A 15,963-nucleotide genomic window follows, 5' to 3' on the forward strand; every position below is an offset into this window, starting at 1 on the left:
AAGGAGTGGCCTTATGAAAAAAGTTACACTTAGAGAAATCCATGAACTTGATCTACCTATTTTCTTTGAACATCAGAAGGATCCGATCTCCAACCACATGGCTGCATTCACATCTTCAAGCTGAATGGGCAAAAGGGGAAGCTTCTTATACATTTGTTGTAGAAGTACAATAAATAGAAAATTTAATTGTATATTCACTAACTGGAGTGCTGACTGGCAGCAATATTAAAGAAATAGATATGAAAGTTGTCTTATTAATCAATTAATAAACAAGGTGGGGACACAAGTGGATAAATACATTGCTACTAAATTTACTTGTACAGGCTTTATTATTATGGCTTTATCTGGTATTGGGAAAATTCTTATGATAGGTTTGCCAGACTTCTATGTGCATCAAGAAGATAGTAGTATTATACCTCTATTAACATTTATTGGCGGCAGTATCGTCTCTTTAATTGGGATATCTTTTTATATCAAGAAAGTTTATAATTTTTTAAATAGTTATTATGATATATTCTAAAATCCATCATTAGGAGGTTTTAATTTGCAAAAATCTGGAGAAACATTTAGCTATATTAGTTTATTGTGTGTCACACTGGCTTGGTTACCAGCAGTGCTGTTTTATACTGGTTGGGATGTTCGGGGAGTTATCTTAAATATTTTGACACCATCCTTATTATTAATTAGTTTTGTATTCGGTCTTTTAGGTATTTTTCGGTCGTATGATAAAAAGTTTCTATCTTTTATTTCGGTTATTTTTTCCGTAATTACTTCCGTATTATACTTAACTGTCCTAGTCGTTTCAGGCATGGGTAGTTCTTAGAAGAACTACATAAGTTAGACGAAATGCTGTATATTAATTCCTACATAAGCTATCTTGAGTAAATAGTAAAAGGGCGATCACTAAATGGTCGTCTTTTTTTGTAAACACCAAATTTTTGGAATATTATGTTAACATTAGGTGAAAGATCTTGACTTAATGTAGGTTATTTTAAAAAGTTTGTTTAATTAGTATAAATAAAGAAACTTAAACAAACCTGGAGGGATTGCATGAAGTTTAGTGAATTTGGATTAATCCTATTTGTTGAAGAGTACGAAAAATGTATTGATTTTTATAGAGATGTGTTGCAATTACCGATAAGAAATATTAAAGATACTTTAGTTACATTTGATTTACCAAATGGTTATTTAATGGTAGAGCAAGGTGGAATTGCTTCAAATCAAGAAAAACAAAGAGAACAAAACCCCACGGTCATTCGTTTTGATGTAGACACATTAAAGACTGAAGTAGAAAGGTTAGAAGAACGTGGTATTTCTTTTATAAATAAAAAGATTGAGTTTGACTGGGGGACTATTGCCGTATTTACTGATCCTGATGGAAACAGAATTGAATTAGGTGAAATCAATAGTTCCAGTGGTTCATTTGAACATAAGTAAGCTTTTGCTTTAACAGTGCAATAGTTCAATTAGAGCAGTTGCTCTTGTATTAATGGGGAAATAATTTTAAGAAGTGTTGGGGGCTAAATATGAGGGAGATAAATCTATCGAATGGTAAAACAATTGAAGTAGAGTGTTTAAGTTGTGCTCTGACAAGTGGACTTATTGAACCAGATGGGGGAGTAATAATTGAAACTGAACACTTTCACGCTCATCAAGATGTTGCATATCCAATAAGAGGACTGATCATATTAGCTTCTAAACGTCACATCAAATGTTTTGATGAGTTGACGGATGAGGAAAAATTAGATTACATAAAAGTTTTAACAAAATTAAGACAAGCTCAAAGAGAAGTTCTAGGAATTGAGTATGTTTATTATTTTTATAATGAAGATACAACTCACCATTTTCATACTTGGATGGTGCCAAGATATGAATGGATGTATGATTTTGGTCGTTCTGTTGAATCTGTTAGACCTGTTTTACTTTATGCTCGAAACGAAATGAACAACCATGAAAATGTTAATGAAGTAATAAAAGCAATTAACTCTCTAAATAAAGAATTAAATAATTGGGGGGGAGATTATGAAAAATAATAAAATTTTAATTGGCATGATATTTGTATTAATTCTATCTAATATTTTCTTTGCGTATAGGAGTTTTGAATTAAATAAACAGCTTGAACAATCAAATCAAATAACCAACAGTACAGTTTGGCATGAATTTACTGATTTAATTGGTAGCCTTCATTATGTATCGCAAGAACTAGCGCAATATGATGCCTCTATGAATGAAGATGAAAAGGAACTTTATCTTTATTCTTTGGGTAAAGAAGCAAACCGTTTAAATGAAATAGGGAAGAATCTAAATCGTATATTTATTAGGAGAGGTCAGGATGAATACTTAAAATACGAAGAACACATTTGGATCATTGAAGAGTTCATTGGTGATGTCTCAAGAGATGAAGTGAAAGATGAAAAAAGAATACATAATTTAGCTAAAGTAATTAACGAACAACAAAAATATTTGAGTGAAATGTTCTATTCAGATAATGCTATTGCTTTATCAGGGGCTAATGAAGATGAAAATATAAAAAGAATTGAAGAAATTCTAGAAGTGATTATAGAGGAAATAAACAAAAATTATGGAGTATTATTTCTTGATCCATTAATTGTCAAGACAGTTTAGTAAAAGGGGTGAAAATGTGAAGTTAAAACCTATATTCCTTTTATTTCTTTTATTATTAATGGCTTGTGGTCATGAAAATAATGCGACATCTCATTTCACCTTAGGGATCGAGGGTTATTCTGATGAGGAATTTGAACGTACAGGAGTATTTATTGATCCGAGTTCAAAACTTGCGAAAGAGGCAACACCAGGTATTTTTAATAAGTTCGATGATTCTAAAGCATATCTTATTGGCAGTGGAGTGTACAGAAAAGCAACCCATGATGAAGAAACAAATCAAATCGTTTATGATGATCAAGAAATTCCAGTATTGATCATTTTTAATGAAGGTTTTTATCAGCAATCAAGGGGTCATAAAGATGTGGATCCAGTATTATCTAATGGCATTACGATAATGAAGGAGAATGGGGAAGTTATTAAGAGCATCGCGATATCAGCAGAACATTTACAATATAAAGGTGAACCTTTTCTTGTTAGTGAATAAAAAAATCTCCATAGATTATAAATCCTAAATTAAGAGATTTATTGAATAGAATATAGGAGGCCTTGAATGATTTTTGAAATGACCACTCAGGTGCGTGTATCAAACTTTGATGAAGGGCGTAAATGGTATGAAACTTTATTGAACAAGAAGCCTGATTTTATTCCACACGAGGGTTTTGTAGAATTTGAACTTATACCAGGTTGTTGGCTTCAAATAGCAGAAGGAAAACCCACTGAAGGAAACGGTCCATTACGTTTGGGTGTTTCTAATATTGAATCCGAAAGAGAGAGACTTATAAAGGAACTTAAGATTGATAAATTTGAGATAAATTCAAGGCCAGAAGTTCCAGTTAAATGGGGAACTTTCAAAGATCCTTGGGGTAACCACCTTGGATTTTTTGAATACTTGGATAAGGACGAAGAAAAGAAGAGTATCAAAAACAACTTAGAAAGAACATTTAACTGATAGTTAAGTTACTGAATAGTGGGAGGGATAGTAATTGGAAATCAAAATTGTTGATAGGCCGCTTTGGAAGGGGGTTGCAGCATTGTCGTTTGTGTTTGCCGTCATTCAATTTTGGGGTGCACACAGTTACTATTCCTCAGCGTATTTTCTTTCGGGTATCAGTTTTATTTTATTAGGATTAGGATTTTTAATGAGGAAGAATTTGACTTATTTAACTTTAGGAAATAATTCGCTAACTATACACCTAAGAGGGTTTTTGAGCAAAAAGAAGATAAATAACCATGAAATAGAAGAGGCTGAATTTTTGGAGAAAGCAGTCATTCTTCAACTAGAAGATGAACGTAAATACAAACTTAAGAAAGACTGGATATCACACGAAGATTTAGTTGAATTCAAAAAAGAACTTAAAGCTCACTCAGTCATTATTAGATAGGGGATACTTATGGAAAACAGATTTAATTCATGGTCTTTTTATTTAATACTTATTTGCATAGGTTTAGCAGCCTACTCATTGTATTCAAATATTTATCATACTTGGCTGATTGCACCTCCAAATTATATATTATTTATCATTAGTTTGTTAGCGCTTACTTTAGGGATTCTTGGTCTTGAAGATAAAAGAAATAGGCTTACAAAAACGAGAAGCTGGTTAACAATCACTTTGTCAACATTGACATCTATCGGACTATTTGTGGTGCTAACATTTACAGCTATTTTTTCGGGTGTAAATGAACATGTAAAAACCGTAAATTCACCTGATGGTCATTATACTATTGATTTTTACCGTTATAACGCGGGTGCAGCAGGTTCATTTGGTGTGAGGGGAGAATTAGATGGACCACTGTGGTTTAAAAAGCGTATTTATTACGAGGACTCCGCTCATTTAGTTGAAGTTGAATGGAAAGATGACAGTACAGTAGAGGTTAATAATCATACTTTAAATTTGAACAAGGGAGGTTCTTATGGATATTAGTCTCCCTATTAGCAAAGGAGTGTTTATTCATGGGTAACTCAGTTCGTGATGAAAAATTAGAGAAATTAGAGTTTTTTATAGGAGAATGGGAATTAGAGGTGATTCACCCGCATTTCAAAACAAATTCGATCAATGGACAAGCTGTATTTGACTGGATGGAGAAAGAGAAGTTTGTGGTTCAGAGAACTAATATCAATCAACCAGAGTTCCCGAGTAGTACGATTGTTTACGACTATGATCCTAATGCCGGTATCTATATACAACATTATTTTGATTCCCGAGGCATAACTCGTTTATATCATATGAGCTTAGAAAAAAATCTCTGGAAAGTATGGAGAGATACATCAGATTTTTCACAATTAGATTTTTGCCAACGATTTTTTGGAGAATTTAATGAGTCAGGTGATGTGATACAAAGCTCATGGGAGACATCAAATGATGGAATACACTGGGAGCACGATTTTAGGGTTGTTTATAAAAAGTTAGGTAAATAGAAACTTATACTTATCTTAAGTGAATGAATGGCTTACAATTTAACCTTTACAAAAAGAACTCATGGTGTTTAAAATAGGTTTTGGTAACAACCAAGAACAGCCGTGAAGTGGTTGACAAACGTTTAGACATCGTGCTATGATTTATTTTGTTATGCTTAATTGTAGCACCGTTGCTACAACCGCTCAGAAGAGGTTTTTTAAACTTACTCGGTAAGTACCTCGGATGGCGAGTCTTAGTCTTTGAGGAGGTGCAGAAGATGTACGCAATTATTGAAACTGGTGGTAAACAAATTAAAGTAGAAGAAGGTCAATCAGTATTCATCGAGAAGCTAGATGCTGAAGCGGGTGAAGAAGTTACGTTTGACAAAGTACTTTTTGTTGGTGGCGATTCTGTAAAAGTTGGCGCTCCATTAGTAGATGGCGCAACTGTTACAGGTAAAGTTGAAAAACAAGGTAAAGGCCGTAAAATTGACGTTTTCAAGTATAAGCCAAAGAAAAACTACAAGCGTAAACAAGGCCATCGTCAGCCATACACTAAAGTAACGATTGAAAAAGTCAATGCATAAAGGTATTTGAACATGGTTGAATTGAATTTATTTAAAAACCATAACCAAATGATTGTCGGTTTTGAACTTTCGGGACATGCTAATAGTGGTCCTCATGGACATGATTTAGTGTGTGCTGCGGTTTCAGCCGTTTCATTCGGAACTGTCAATTCAATTATAAAACTTTGTCAGATCGATCCCGAGATTGAGCAAGGGTCAGATGGTGGTTATTTAAAAATGCTCTTACCTCATGGGATGTCTGATGAAGCTTTTGATAAAGCTCAGACTTTATTAGAAGGAATGTTAGTTACATTCCAAACGATTGAAAGAGATAATAAGCAATATTTATCCATCTCTGAAAATTAAGGAGGTGCATGTCAATGCTACGTCTAGATTTACAATTTTTCTCACAGAAAAAAGGTCAGGGAAGCTCTAAAAACGGACGTGACTCAGAGTCTAAACGTTTAGGAGCTAAACGTGCTGACGGCCAGACTGTTACTGGTGGCTCTATTCTATACCGTCAACGCGGTACGAAAATCTATCCAGGTGAAAACGTTGGCCGTGGTGGCGACGATACACTATTTGCAAAAGTAGATGGTGTTGTTCGTTTCGAACGTCAAGGTCGTGACCGTAAAAAAGTTAGCGTTTATCCTGTCGCTCAATAAGATTTCAAAAAGCTGACTCCTTCATGGGTCAGCTTTTTATTTTGTCTAAAACATCGATTATTAAGCCGAATTCTCACAGTGTAAATTATGGTATGATATAAAAAAAGATACTTGGGGGATTTGGATGAAAGTCGAGGTTGAGGAATTATTAGCGTTACTAAGATTGTATCGACATGATTTAATGAATGATTTGCAATTAGTTCAAGGATATGCAAGTATGAATAAGCATGATTTATCAAAAGAGAAATTAGATGGGTTGATTAGTAAGTTAAGGGAAGAACGGACGCTTCAAACCCTTCATGCACCGCAATTCGTTTATTGGCTCATTCAGTTGAAATTAAATGAGCGAGAAACGAGATTTGAATTTGAGATTGAAAGCCATGATCATTCAATTGGGAATTATGATGAAGAACTCGTCTTGGATGGGAAAATGTTAATGGATCACCTGAGAAATAATTTAGGTTCTTTAGCAGAATTACATATTACATTGCGAGTGCAATATAATCAGAGTTGGTATATCCAATATGATGTATCTAGAATAGACTTATTAAATAATATAGACAAGTTATCAAAAACTAATCTCGAGGTAAAACATAACAAAGAAGTAACATCGTTTGAATTTTCTTATAGGTAGGTGAGAAGCATGTTTGTCGATCAGGTGAAAGTATATATAAAAGCCGGTGACGGTGGTAATGGATTAGTTGCTTTCAGACGTGAAAAGTATGAACCCAAAGGTGGACCAGCCGGTGGTGATGGTGGTAACGGCGGTGACGTGATCTTTGAGGTGGATGAAGGTTTAAATACTTTAATGGATTTTAGGTATCAAAAACATTTTAAAGCATCTCGAGGAGAAAACGGTATGAGTAAAGGAATGCACGGAAAGAATTCCGAACCTTTAGTTGTACCTGTACCACCTGGGACGACTGTGAGAGATGCTGAGACTGGTGATTTAATCGCTGATTTAACGGAACATAAACAACGTGCAATCATAGCCAAAGGTGGCCGCGGTGGCCGTGGTAATATTAGATTTGCGAATGCACGTAATCGCGCACCAGAACTAGCTGAGAACGGAGCACCAGGTGATGAGTTAGATGTAACACTTGAACTTAAAGTGTTAGCTGATGTTGGATTAGTCGGATTTCCAAGCGTAGGAAAATCCACGTTATTGTCCGTTGTTAGTGCAGCGAAGCCTAAAGTTGCAGAGTATCATTTTACGACGATTCATCCTAATTTAGGGATGGTTAGAACAGAAGATGATCGTAGCTTTGTCATGGCGGATTTGCCTGGGTTAATTGAAGGAGCGCATTCGGGTGTTGGTTTGGGTCATCAATTTTTGAGGCATATCGAACGTACAAGGGTTATCGTTCACGTAATTGATATGTCAGGTTTGGAAGGACGAGATCCATATGAAGATTTCGTAACGATAAATGAAGAATTAAGACAGTATGATGAAAAGATGCTACAACGTCCGCAATTAGTTGTGGCAAATAAAATGGATATGCCGAATGCCCAGGAGAATTTTAAGGCATTTAAAGCTAAAATTGATGATGAGTATCCGATTTTCCCTATTTCTACTATTACAAAAGATGGTGTGAATGAACTGCTTTATGCAGTTGCAGATACATTAGAGCAGATTCCAAAGCATCAGTTTGAAACAGAAGAAGACGAAACCCAAACCGAAGAACGCGTGCTATATAAATTTGAAAAAGATGACGATTCGATTGAGATTATGCGTGATCCGGATGGAGCGTTTGTGATTTCTGGAAAAACGATTGAACGAATCTTTAAGATGACGGACTTCAATCGTGATGAATCGGTTCGCCGTTTTGCAAGACAAATGCGACATCTAGGAGTAGATGATGCATTAAGAAAACGAGGCGCTACCGATGGCGACATTATTCGGTTATTGGATTTTGAATTTGAATTTATTGAGTAAAATGTTTACCCCGCCTCTACACATAATATGGTGTGTATCAGGCGGGATTTTTCTTTTATATATCATATTTAAATTAGGCAAACGCTCAACTTTTTTTCGTATTTGCATAATGTGATAGTGGAACATTATGTGAAAGGAGATGACACCATGAAAATTCATGTTGTCCAAAAAGGTGAAACGATCCGTGATATTGCAAATGAATATGACCTTTCAATTGAAGAATTAAAGGAGATGAACCGTCACATAGACTTTAATCAAGATCTGATGCCGAAAATGAAAGTAAAAGTACCATTAAAAGAACCTGTTTTTGCCGATCGATCAAGTGATATTAATGTAAACGACAAACGATTAGCTCCGCCACACAATCCAGATAAACCTAAAGCCCTTCCAAGAATTGCAGAAGATGAATATGTGTTTAGTGATAAACTTATTTCTTCAATAGACGACGATCAAGATAATGAATTTATTCAACAGTTTTTACCTGAACAGTACGTGCAGTGGGACCCTAATATGTACCCACAATACATGAGCACATATGAATACCCAGTTCAAGCTAATCCAGTCCCAACTGATTATCGATATGCACCTTATTACAATCAATACAACTATTACCCAGGCAATCCATATATGGAACCTTATTATCAAAACTATTACCGTCCTTATAATCCTTGTGGTTGTGGTGGTTATAGCTATTAACTTTTGAGTTAGTCATTTACAATGTGGTAAAATAAGCACTAGTATTGGCAGACGAAGGGGAATGAAAAATGGAAAAACATATCGAGCAATTAACGAAGTGGCTACAAATGCAAGTAAAAGATGCTAATGTCAACGGATTGTTAGTTGGTTTAAGTGGTGGAATTGATTCTTCAGTTGTTGCACATTTAATTAAAAGAGCATTTCCTAACAACTCATTAGGTGTCATTATGCCTTGTAAAAGTCATGGTAAAGACGAAGAAGATGCTCAATTAGTTGTGAATACTTCTGAAATTGATTCTGTTACCATTGATTTAACGGATCAACATGATTTGTTATTTAATGGTATTAAACAAGGATTAGAAGCTAAAGAAGATTGGAATTCAGATAAAGAACGTTTAGCTGATGCAAATTTACGCGCAAGGTTAAGAATGAGTACGCTTTATACCATCGCAACAAATTATAACTATTTAGTGGTAGGAACGGATAATGCCGCAGAGTGGTATACTGGGTATTTCACTAAATATGGAGATGGAGGCGTGGATTTAGTTCCACTTTTACATTATACAAAAACAGAAGTACGTGAATTGGCTAATAAATTAGGTGTACCTGATGAGGTAATCAATAAAGCGCCTAGTGCCGGATTATGGGAAGGTCAAACAGATGAGGAAGAGATGGGAATTTCGTATGATACGATCGATGCCTTCTTAGAAGGTGAAAAAGTTGATGATGAAGCTGAAAAGAAAATTATTAACATGCATGAGCGAACGGCGCATAAACGTGCATTACCAGCTTCTCCACCTGATTTCCATCATTTCACATTAGAATAAACGAATGATAAACACCTCTTATTTCAAACTAATGAATACGGAGGTGTTTTCATGTTTAAGAAACTTATGTTATTGATCAGTATAGGTTTGCTTAGTGCGTGTACGTTTGTAAATCCAGACCAGGAAGAAAGTTGGTCTGACGGTGAACAAACAACAGATATTCAACTCGACCAAAAGCCAAGTACTGAGGAGAAAATACGTTATAACACGTACGAAAATCCCTATGAGTACTATTATGATCGAGAAACAGATAATTCACTAGGTAATACCGATAATAACGATCGAATTCGCGATGAAGAATTTAGAGAACGAAACGAACAAAATCGTCAAATTTATTACGATTTACGCGAATTAGACGAGGTTAGAGATGCAGGTGTATCTGTTCAGGATAACCAAATTTATGTTTATATTATATTAGAAAGTCGTTCGAATGAAGAAGAGACGGTTGAAAAAGTTAAAGAAGTAGTGGAAAATATAACTGACCGAACAGATATTATCGTTAATATCAACGAAGAGTTTCACAATCGAATCGAAAACAGAAAGAAAGATTAAAACGAAAAGGAGGTTACTCCTTTTCGTTTACATACGAATGGAGGTCAAACAATGAAGTTTGCAATTGTCACAGGAGCTTCTAGAGGGTTAGGTGAGGAAGTCGCAAAAAATGTCATTCAACAGGGCTATCACTTGTTTACTATCTCTAGAAAACGTAAAACTAATGAGCTTAAAAATTTAGCTAATGAAAATCGTAAGTCTTATTACCATCATTCATGTGATCTAAGTGATCTTGAAAAACTCAATGATACACTTTATGAAATCATTACAAAACTTCAAGGTCAGACAGTTGAAGAGTTATTAATTGTTAATAACGCAGGCATGGTAGCGCCTATCGGTCCCGTCGGTTCACTAGAGAGTCATGATATTGCTCGACATGTTTCGGTTAACTTAACATCGCTTATGATTATCGTGAATACGATAAAAAAACATGTAAACGCAAATCGATTATTTGTAGTAAATGTGTCATCAGGTGCTGGTGAAAGAGCTGTATATGGTTGGAATGCTTATTGTTCGACAAAATCAGCAGTGAATTTATATACTCAAACCGCTGCCTTAGAAGCGGAAGAGACAAATTCGAAAGATCTACATATCGCCTTCAGTCCTGGAATTATGGATACAGACATGCAAAAGGAAATCCGAAGTACGGATGAGGAAGATTTCAAGAACGTCGAACAGTTCAAACAATATAAAGAAGAAGGGCAATTAAGAAGCCCTAAAGAAGTCGCCGATATCCTAACAGGTTTAATACAGGACAAAGAGGCGGTTAAAAATGGAAAAGTGTATAAAGTCTATGATTTAGTGAAGTAAGATAAGGGAGGAGAAATCATGGCAGGACATTCAAAATGGCATAATATTAAACATAAAAAAGGTGCCAAGGATGCTCAACGCGGAAAACTGTTCATGAAATTAGCAAAAGAAATTTATGTAGCCGCCAAAGAAGGCGGAACTGATATTGAAACGAATTCAGCATTGCGATTGGCTGTTGATAAAGCAAAATCAAACAATATGCCAAATGATAATATTGAAAGAGCTATAAATAAAGCTTCTGGTAACCTTGATGGGGAAAACTATGAAGAAATTATTTATGAAGGTTATGGTCCAGAAGGCGTTGCCGTTATGGTTAAAACGTTAACAGATAATAAGAACAGAACAGCATCTGAAGTTCGTCATGCCTTTTCAAAAAATAATGGTAACTTAGGTGAGAATGGCTGTGTATCCTTTATGTTCCAACGTAAAGGTTATATTGTCATTAAGAAAGAGCATGTAGATGAAGATGAAGAAACGTTTATGCTAGTAGCAATTGAAGCTGGATGCGAAGAGGTTGAAGCTAATGATGAAGTTTATGAAATCTTTACGACAGTAGAAGATTTTGAAAACGTTAGAAATGAACTTCAACAATCATACCCAATTGAAGCGGCAGAGTTAACGATGTTTCCAGATACTTATACATCGGTTTCTGAAGAACAACAAGATCATATGAGTAAACTAATCGACATGCTAGAAGATTCAGATGATGTGCAAGAAGTTTATCACAATATGGAATAAACTGTTGAGCCTCTCCCTATGGCGGAGAGGTTTTCACATTTTTATATCACTCATTTAAATCATCTCGTGTTACACTATTAGTAGTTGTTTTAGGATATAAGGGATTAGGAGGAGCTTCATGTACGCTTACATAAAAGGTGAAGTGACAGAGATTAAAGATGATTTTATCATTTTAGAGGTTTCAGGTATTGGTTATGAGATCTATTGCCCGAATCCTTATCGTTTTCAACAACAAGTCGGTCAAATGGCCCAGGTTTTTACATATTTCTATGTTCGAGAAGACATGCAAATGTTATATGGTTTTATAGAAGAAGAAGAAAAGGACTTATTCAGAAAACTTTTAAATGTATCGGGGATTGGACCAAAAAATGCCTTAAGCATTGTAGGACAATCATCGGTATATGACTTTGCTAAAGCCATTGAACAAGAAGATGATCAATTTCTGACGAAGTTTCCTGGTGTTGGAAAGAAAACTGCCCGTCAAATGATTTTAGATTTAAAAGGAAAAGTCAGTGAATGGATGAGCCATGTATCTCAACCAGATGATTCGATGGTGAATCAAGCCTCTCCTGCTGATAGTGGCTACTATGATGAGGCTGTTGAAGCTCTTAAGGCGTTGGGGTATTCTGCAAGAGAAATACAGGGTATTTCTAATCAGTTAAAAACATATGAAGGACAGTCCACAGATGATGTTGTCAAAAAGGGATTGCAATTATTAATGCGTTAAAAAGTAGGTGAGTCTAATGGATGATCGTATGGTATCAGGTGAATTACAACGAGATGACCAAGACGTAGAGCAAAGTTTAAGACCTTCTACGTTAGCTCAATATATTGGACAATCGAAGTCAAAAGAGAATTTAAGTATTTTTATAGAAGCTGCTAGAATGCGCGAAGAATCTTTGGACCATGTTTTATTATATGGACCACCTGGTTTAGGTAAGACGACACTTGCGTCGATTATCGCTAATGAAATGGGAGTTCAATTTAGAACAACGTCTGGTCCTGCTATTGAACGTGCAGGTGATTTAGCAGCCATTTTATCCTCACTTGAAGCGGGAGATGTATTATTCATTGACGAGATTCATCGACTGCCTAGATCGGTTGAGGAGATTTTGTATCCTGCAATGGAAGACTTTGTTTTAGACATTGTGATTGGCCAGGGGTCAGAAGCTCGTTCAGTACGTTTGGAGCTTCCACCGTTTACATTAGTGGGGGCAACAACAAGAGCAGGTTTATTATCGGCACCTTTAAGAGATCGTTTTGGCGTTTTAAGTCGGTTAGAGTTTTATAAAGTAGAAGAATTGAGCATGATTATAAAGAGGACGGCAGATATTTTTGAAGTCGATATTGATTCAGAAGCAGCAGATGAAATAGCGTCACGCTCTCGTGGTACGCCTAGAATTGCTAACCGTTTGTTAAAACGCGTAAGAGATATTGCTCAAGTTAAACAAGAACCAACCATCTCGTTCAAAACAACACAAGAAGCACTAGGTATGCTACAAGTCGATATAGCGGGATTAGATCATATTGATCATAAATTTTTATTAGGTATTATTGATAAATTCCAAGGTGGTCCAGTTGGATTGGATACCATATCAGCGACCATTGGTGAAGAATCTCAGACGATTGAAGACGTGTATGAACCATTTTTATTACAACAGGGCTTTATTCAAAGAACACCACGTGGTCGAGTAGCCACGTTGAAAGCTTATGAGCACTTTGATAGGGAGGTCCAATCATAAATGGATTTTGGTCGAATCCTGGTAATAATGGGAATTGTGTTAGTCATTATTGGCTTATCATGGAGTTTTATAGGAAAATTACCTGGTGATATTACGTTTAAAAAAGGGAATACGACAGTTTATTTTCCGATTGTAACTTCTATTGTGATTAGTATTATTTTAAGCTTAATATTTTTTATTATAGGTAGGTTTAGATAAGGGAAGTGATTCATCATGAATATTGAGGATTTTGATTTTGAACTACCAGAAGAATTAATAGCCCAAACACCTTTAATGAATCGTGCGGAATCACGCTTAATGGTTTTAAATAGAGAACATGAACAAATTGACCATCGTTATTTTTATCAAATCATCGATTACCTTAACCCTGGTGATTGCTTAGTGTTAAATAATACAAAAGTGTTACCGGCAAGACTTTTTGGGCAAAAAGAAGATACAGGTGGAAAAGTTGAGACATTACTTTTAAATCAACTAGAAGGTGACGAATGGGAAGTTTTAATTAAACCGGCTAAAAAGGTTAAGGTCGGAACACGTTTAACATTTGGAGATGGACTTTTAAAAGCCGAATGTGTCGGTATTAAAGATCATGGCGGCCGTGTTATTCGTTTTGAATACGAGGGCATCTTTTTAGAAGTATTGGACAAACTTGGAGAAATGCCATTGCCACCGTATATTAAAGAACAACTAGATGACCGAGATCGTTACCAAACGGTTTATGCAGAAGAAGTCGGTTCAGCCGCGGCACCAACAGCGGGTTTGCATTTTACACAAGAATTGCTTGAGCAAATTAAAGCTAAAGGTGTGCATATTGCTTATATCACGCTCCATGTTGGACTAGGCACGTTTAGACCGGTTCAAGTAGACAATATTGAAGAACATGATATGCATGCGGAATTCTACCAAATGACACAAGAGACGGCTGATTTATTAAACGAAGCTAAACAGGGTCCTAATAAAATCGTGGCCGTTGGTACGACTTCTGTTCGAACGTTAGAGACGATTGCTCGTGATGAGAATGGTCAATTTAAAGAAACGAGTGGGTGGACAGATATTTTTATTTATCCGCCATACGATTTCAAAGCCATAGATGGGATGATTACTAATTTCCATTTGCCAAAATCAACACTTATTATGTTAGTGAGTGCATTTGCGAATAAGGACTTTATTTTGAATGCTTATCATAAGGCTGTTCAAGAACGGTATCGTTTCTTTAGCTTTGGCGATGCGATGATTATTTTATAATGAAGGTGACTTATTATGACAGCAGTGAGTTATGAATTAATAAAAACATGTAAACAAACGGGTGCAAGGCTAGGGCGAGTCACGACACCTCATGGGTCTTTTGAAACTCCCGTATTTATGCCGGTTGGAACATTAGCAACCGTTAAAACAATGGCTCCGGAGGAATTAAAGGACATCGGAGCGAATATTATATTATCCAACACTTATCATTTATGGCTCCGCCCAGGAGAAGATATCGTAGAAGAAGCGGGTGGCCTTCATCAATTTATGAATTGGGATGGGTCGATTTTAACAGACTCAGGAGGTTTTCAAGTCTTTAGTCTAAGCGATATGCGAGAAATTAAAGAAGAAGGCGTTCATTTTCGTAATCATATTAACGGTGAGAAGTTATTTTTATCACCTGAAGGCGCTATGCAGATTCAAAATTCGCTTGGGTCTGATATTATGATGGCGTTTGATGAATGCCCACCATATCCTGCGAGTCATGAATATATGAAATCATCTGTTGAGCGGACAAGCCGTTGGGCAGAAAGATGTTTAGAAGCTCATCAAAAGCCCGATCAACAGGGGTTATTCGGAATTATTCAAGGTGGCGAATATGAGGATCTACGTAAGCAAAGTGCACGCGATTTAGTATCAATGGACTTTCCAGGCTATGCGATTGGTGGTTTATCAGTCGGTGAGCCGAAAGATGTGATGAACCGGGTGCTAGAGTTTACCAGTCCGCTGTTACCGCAAAATAAACCACGTTACTTAATGGGGGTAGGATCTCCTGACTCATTAGTAGATGGCGCAATTCGTGGCGTTGATATGTTTGACTGTGTCTTACCTACCCGAATTGCTCGAAATGGGACTTGTATGACTTCAAATGGACGAGTTGTCGTTCGAAACGCTAAATTCGCAAGAGACTTTACGCCACTTGATGAGAATTGCGATTGTTATACGTGTAGAAATTATACAAAAGCTTATATTCGTCATTTAATTAAAACAAACGAAACACTAGGAATAAGGCTTACAACTTATCACAATCTATATTTTCTGGTAAAATTGATGGAGAATGTGAGGGAAGCCATAAAAGAAGATCGTTTAGGCGATTTTCGTGATCAATTTTTTGATCAGTATGGTTTTAATAAACCTAATGCCAAGAATTTCTAGAAAGGAGGGGCACA

25 protein-coding genes and 1 other annotated feature are annotated in these 15,963 nt (G+C 35.9%); all 25 genes read left to right on the top strand.

Annotated features, from left to right (window positions below; genetic code table 11):
- The first annotated feature begins 286 nt into the window (after positions 1-286).
- The 25 genes from EDC24_RS01790 to tgt all read left to right on the top strand — a co-directional run bounded on the left by EDC24_RS01790 (position 287) and on the right by tgt (position 15,949).
- Entirely contained in the window at positions 287-520 is a 234-nt protein-coding gene (locus tag EDC24_RS01790) for a hypothetical protein (protein WP_124219199.1), read from the top strand.
- 24 nt (positions 521-544) lie between these two features.
- The gene (locus EDC24_RS01795) at positions 545-823 is read left to right on the top strand and encodes a hypothetical protein (RefSeq protein ID WP_124219201.1); all 279 of its coding nucleotides are present in this window, start codon (positions 545-547) and stop codon (positions 821-823) included.
- A gap of 227 nt (positions 824-1,050) precedes the next feature.
- Positions 1,051-1,437, top strand: coding sequence for a VOC family protein (locus EDC24_RS01800; protein WP_124219203.1), 387 nt, complete (start codon positions 1,051-1,053; stop codon positions 1,435-1,437).
- Positions 1,438-1,526: 89 nt separating this feature from the next.
- Positions 1,527-2,033, top strand: a complete 507-nt coding sequence (locus EDC24_RS01805; protein ID WP_124219205.1) for an HIT family protein — start codon at positions 1,527-1,529, stop codon at positions 2,031-2,033.
- On the top strand, positions 2,023-2,625 hold the full coding sequence (locus EDC24_RS01810; protein WP_124219207.1) for a hypothetical protein: 603 nt from the start codon (positions 2,023-2,025) through the stop codon (positions 2,623-2,625). Before EDC24_RS01805 ends, EDC24_RS01810 begins: the two co-directional genes overlap by 11 nt.
- Before the next feature lie 16 nt (positions 2,626-2,641).
- Positions 2,642-3,109, top strand: a complete 468-nt coding sequence (locus EDC24_RS01815; RefSeq protein ID WP_124219209.1) for a hypothetical protein — start codon at positions 2,642-2,644, stop codon at positions 3,107-3,109.
- A gap of 66 nt (positions 3,110-3,175) precedes the next feature.
- Complete coding sequence (locus EDC24_RS01820; RefSeq protein WP_124219212.1) at positions 3,176-3,574, top strand: VOC family protein; 399 nt, start codon at positions 3,176-3,178, stop codon at positions 3,572-3,574.
- 34 nt (positions 3,575-3,608) lie between these two features.
- Positions 3,609-4,007 carry an EbsA family protein gene (locus tag EDC24_RS01825; RefSeq protein ID WP_124219214.1) on the top strand — a complete coding sequence of 133 codons (399 nt, stop codon included), beginning with the start codon at positions 3,609-3,611 and terminating at the stop codon, positions 4,005-4,007.
- A 9-nt stretch (positions 4,008-4,016) separates the two neighbouring features.
- Positions 4,017-4,547: a DUF5412 family protein gene (locus EDC24_RS01830; protein WP_124219216.1), complete on the top strand. Its 531-nt coding sequence runs from the start codon at positions 4,017-4,019 to the stop codon at positions 4,545-4,547.
- Between the two features lie 29 nt (positions 4,548-4,576).
- Positions 4,577-5,041 carry a hypothetical protein gene (locus EDC24_RS01835; protein WP_124219218.1) on the top strand — a complete coding sequence of 155 codons (465 nt, stop codon included), beginning with the start codon at positions 4,577-4,579 and terminating at the stop codon, positions 5,039-5,041.
- A 167-nt stretch (positions 5,042-5,208) separates the two neighbouring features.
- Positions 5,209-5,285, top strand: a sequence feature (ribosomal protein L21 leader region).
- A 13-nt stretch (positions 5,286-5,298) separates the two neighbouring features.
- Positions 5,299-5,607 carry a 50S ribosomal protein L21 gene (gene rplU / locus EDC24_RS01840; RefSeq protein ID WP_124219220.1) on the top strand — a complete coding sequence of 103 codons (309 nt, stop codon included), beginning with the start codon at positions 5,299-5,301 and terminating at the stop codon, positions 5,605-5,607.
- A 12-nt stretch (positions 5,608-5,619) separates the two neighbouring features.
- Positions 5,620-5,952: a ribosomal-processing cysteine protease Prp gene (locus EDC24_RS01845; protein ID WP_124219222.1), complete on the top strand. Its 333-nt coding sequence runs from the start codon at positions 5,620-5,622 to the stop codon at positions 5,950-5,952.
- A gap of 14 nt (positions 5,953-5,966) precedes the next feature.
- The gene (gene rpmA, locus EDC24_RS01850) at positions 5,967-6,251 is read left to right on the top strand and encodes a 50S ribosomal protein L27 (RefSeq protein ID WP_124219224.1); all 285 of its coding nucleotides are present in this window, start codon (positions 5,967-5,969) and stop codon (positions 6,249-6,251) included.
- Positions 6,252-6,375: 124 nt separating this feature from the next.
- On the top strand, positions 6,376-6,885 hold the full coding sequence (locus EDC24_RS01855; protein ID WP_124219226.1) for a Spo0B domain-containing protein: 510 nt from the start codon (positions 6,376-6,378) through the stop codon (positions 6,883-6,885).
- Between the two features lie 9 nt (positions 6,886-6,894).
- Complete coding sequence (obgE, locus tag EDC24_RS01860; protein ID WP_124219228.1) at positions 6,895-8,187, top strand: GTPase ObgE; 1,293 nt, start codon at positions 6,895-6,897, stop codon at positions 8,185-8,187.
- 147 nt (positions 8,188-8,334) lie between these two features.
- Positions 8,335-8,883 carry a LysM peptidoglycan-binding domain-containing protein gene (locus EDC24_RS01865; RefSeq protein ID WP_124219230.1) on the top strand — a complete coding sequence of 183 codons (549 nt, stop codon included), beginning with the start codon at positions 8,335-8,337 and terminating at the stop codon, positions 8,881-8,883.
- 68 nt (positions 8,884-8,951) lie between these two features.
- A complete protein-coding gene (gene nadE, locus EDC24_RS01870) occupies positions 8,952-9,710 on the top strand; it encodes an NAD(+) synthase (protein WP_124219232.1) in 759 nt (252 codons plus the stop codon).
- A 51-nt stretch (positions 9,711-9,761) separates the two neighbouring features.
- Complete coding sequence (locus EDC24_RS01875) at positions 9,762-10,262, top strand: YhcN/YlaJ family sporulation lipoprotein (protein ID WP_124219233.1); 501 nt, start codon at positions 9,762-9,764, stop codon at positions 10,260-10,262.
- A gap of 51 nt (positions 10,263-10,313) precedes the next feature.
- Complete coding sequence (locus EDC24_RS01880; protein ID WP_124219235.1) at positions 10,314-11,072, top strand: (S)-benzoin forming benzil reductase; 759 nt, start codon at positions 10,314-10,316, stop codon at positions 11,070-11,072.
- 18 nt (positions 11,073-11,090) lie between these two features.
- Positions 11,091-11,810, top strand: coding sequence for a YebC/PmpR family DNA-binding transcriptional regulator (locus tag EDC24_RS01885; RefSeq protein WP_124219237.1), 720 nt, complete (start codon positions 11,091-11,093; stop codon positions 11,808-11,810).
- Between the two features lie 118 nt (positions 11,811-11,928).
- The gene (gene ruvA, locus EDC24_RS01890) at positions 11,929-12,537 is read left to right on the top strand and encodes a Holliday junction branch migration protein RuvA (RefSeq protein ID WP_124219239.1); all 609 of its coding nucleotides are present in this window, start codon (positions 11,929-11,931) and stop codon (positions 12,535-12,537) included.
- Between the two features lie 16 nt (positions 12,538-12,553).
- On the top strand, positions 12,554-13,552 hold the full coding sequence (ruvB, locus tag EDC24_RS01895) for a Holliday junction branch migration DNA helicase RuvB (RefSeq protein ID WP_124219241.1): 999 nt from the start codon (positions 12,554-12,556) through the stop codon (positions 13,550-13,552).
- The gene (locus EDC24_RS01900) at positions 13,553-13,750 is read left to right on the top strand and encodes a DUF2905 domain-containing protein (protein ID WP_124219243.1); all 198 of its coding nucleotides are present in this window, start codon (positions 13,553-13,555) and stop codon (positions 13,748-13,750) included.
- A gap of 15 nt (positions 13,751-13,765) precedes the next feature.
- Positions 13,766-14,794 (top strand): tRNA preQ1(34) S-adenosylmethionine ribosyltransferase-isomerase QueA, encoded by a 1,029-nt coding sequence (gene queA / locus EDC24_RS01905; RefSeq protein ID WP_124219245.1) that lies wholly within the window; start codon positions 13,766-13,768, stop codon positions 14,792-14,794.
- Between the two features lie 15 nt (positions 14,795-14,809).
- Positions 14,810-15,949 (top strand): tRNA guanosine(34) transglycosylase Tgt, encoded by a 1,140-nt coding sequence (tgt, locus tag EDC24_RS01910; protein ID WP_124219247.1) that lies wholly within the window; start codon positions 14,810-14,812, stop codon positions 15,947-15,949.
- Positions 15,950-15,963 lie beyond the last annotated feature (14 nt).

It is taken from the genome of Aquisalibacillus elongatus (genome assembly GCF_003843875.1).
Lineage (GTDB): Bacteria > Bacillota > Bacilli > Bacillales > Alkalibacillaceae > Aquisalibacillus > Aquisalibacillus elongatus.

What these genes read in the sequence shown, in the direction of transcription:
- EDC24_RS01800 (WP_124219203.1), top strand. Translation starts at nt 1,051, where the DNA reads ATGAAGTTTAGTGAATTTGGATTAATCCTATTTGTTGAAGAGTACGAA.
- EDC24_RS01805 (WP_124219205.1), top strand. Translation starts at nt 1,527, where the DNA reads ATGAGGGAGATAAATCTATCGAATGGTAAAACAATTGAAGTAGAGTGT.
- EDC24_RS01810 (WP_124219207.1), top strand. Translation starts at nt 2,023, where the DNA reads ATGAAAAATAATAAAATTTTAATTGGCATGATATTTGTATTAATTCTA.
- EDC24_RS01820 (WP_124219212.1), top strand. Translation starts at nt 3,176, where the DNA reads ATGATTTTTGAAATGACCACTCAGGTGCGTGTATCAAACTTTGATGAA.
- EDC24_RS01830 (WP_124219216.1), top strand. Translation starts at nt 4,017, where the DNA reads ATGGAAAACAGATTTAATTCATGGTCTTTTTATTTAATACTTATTTGC.
- EDC24_RS01835 (WP_124219218.1), top strand. Translation starts at nt 4,577, where the DNA reads ATGGGTAACTCAGTTCGTGATGAAAAATTAGAGAAATTAGAGTTTTTT.
- rplU (WP_124219220.1), top strand. Translation starts at nt 5,299, where the DNA reads ATGTACGCAATTATTGAAACTGGTGGTAAACAAATTAAAGTAGAAGAA.
- EDC24_RS01845 (WP_124219222.1), top strand. Translation starts at nt 5,620, where the DNA reads ATGGTTGAATTGAATTTATTTAAAAACCATAACCAAATGATTGTCGGT.
- rpmA (WP_124219224.1), top strand. Translation starts at nt 5,967, where the DNA reads ATGCTACGTCTAGATTTACAATTTTTCTCACAGAAAAAAGGTCAGGGA.
- EDC24_RS01855 (WP_124219226.1), top strand. Translation starts at nt 6,376, where the DNA reads ATGAAAGTCGAGGTTGAGGAATTATTAGCGTTACTAAGATTGTATCGA.
- obgE (WP_124219228.1), top strand. Translation starts at nt 6,895, where the DNA reads ATGTTTGTCGATCAGGTGAAAGTATATATAAAAGCCGGTGACGGTGGT.
- EDC24_RS01865 (WP_124219230.1), top strand. Translation starts at nt 8,335, where the DNA reads ATGAAAATTCATGTTGTCCAAAAAGGTGAAACGATCCGTGATATTGCA.
- nadE (WP_124219232.1), top strand. Translation starts at nt 8,952, where the DNA reads ATGGAAAAACATATCGAGCAATTAACGAAGTGGCTACAAATGCAAGTA.
- EDC24_RS01875 (WP_124219233.1), top strand. Translation starts at nt 9,762, where the DNA reads ATGTTTAAGAAACTTATGTTATTGATCAGTATAGGTTTGCTTAGTGCG.
- EDC24_RS01880 (WP_124219235.1), top strand. Translation starts at nt 10,314, where the DNA reads ATGAAGTTTGCAATTGTCACAGGAGCTTCTAGAGGGTTAGGTGAGGAA.
- EDC24_RS01885 (WP_124219237.1), top strand. Translation starts at nt 11,091, where the DNA reads ATGGCAGGACATTCAAAATGGCATAATATTAAACATAAAAAAGGTGCC.
- ruvA (WP_124219239.1), top strand. Translation starts at nt 11,929, where the DNA reads ATGTACGCTTACATAAAAGGTGAAGTGACAGAGATTAAAGATGATTTT.
- ruvB (WP_124219241.1), top strand. Translation starts at nt 12,554, where the DNA reads ATGGATGATCGTATGGTATCAGGTGAATTACAACGAGATGACCAAGAC.
- EDC24_RS01900 (WP_124219243.1), top strand. Translation starts at nt 13,553, where the DNA reads ATGGATTTTGGTCGAATCCTGGTAATAATGGGAATTGTGTTAGTCATT.
- queA (WP_124219245.1), top strand. Translation starts at nt 13,766, where the DNA reads ATGAATATTGAGGATTTTGATTTTGAACTACCAGAAGAATTAATAGCC.
- tgt (WP_124219247.1), top strand. Translation starts at nt 14,810, where the DNA reads ATGACAGCAGTGAGTTATGAATTAATAAAAACATGTAAACAAACGGGT.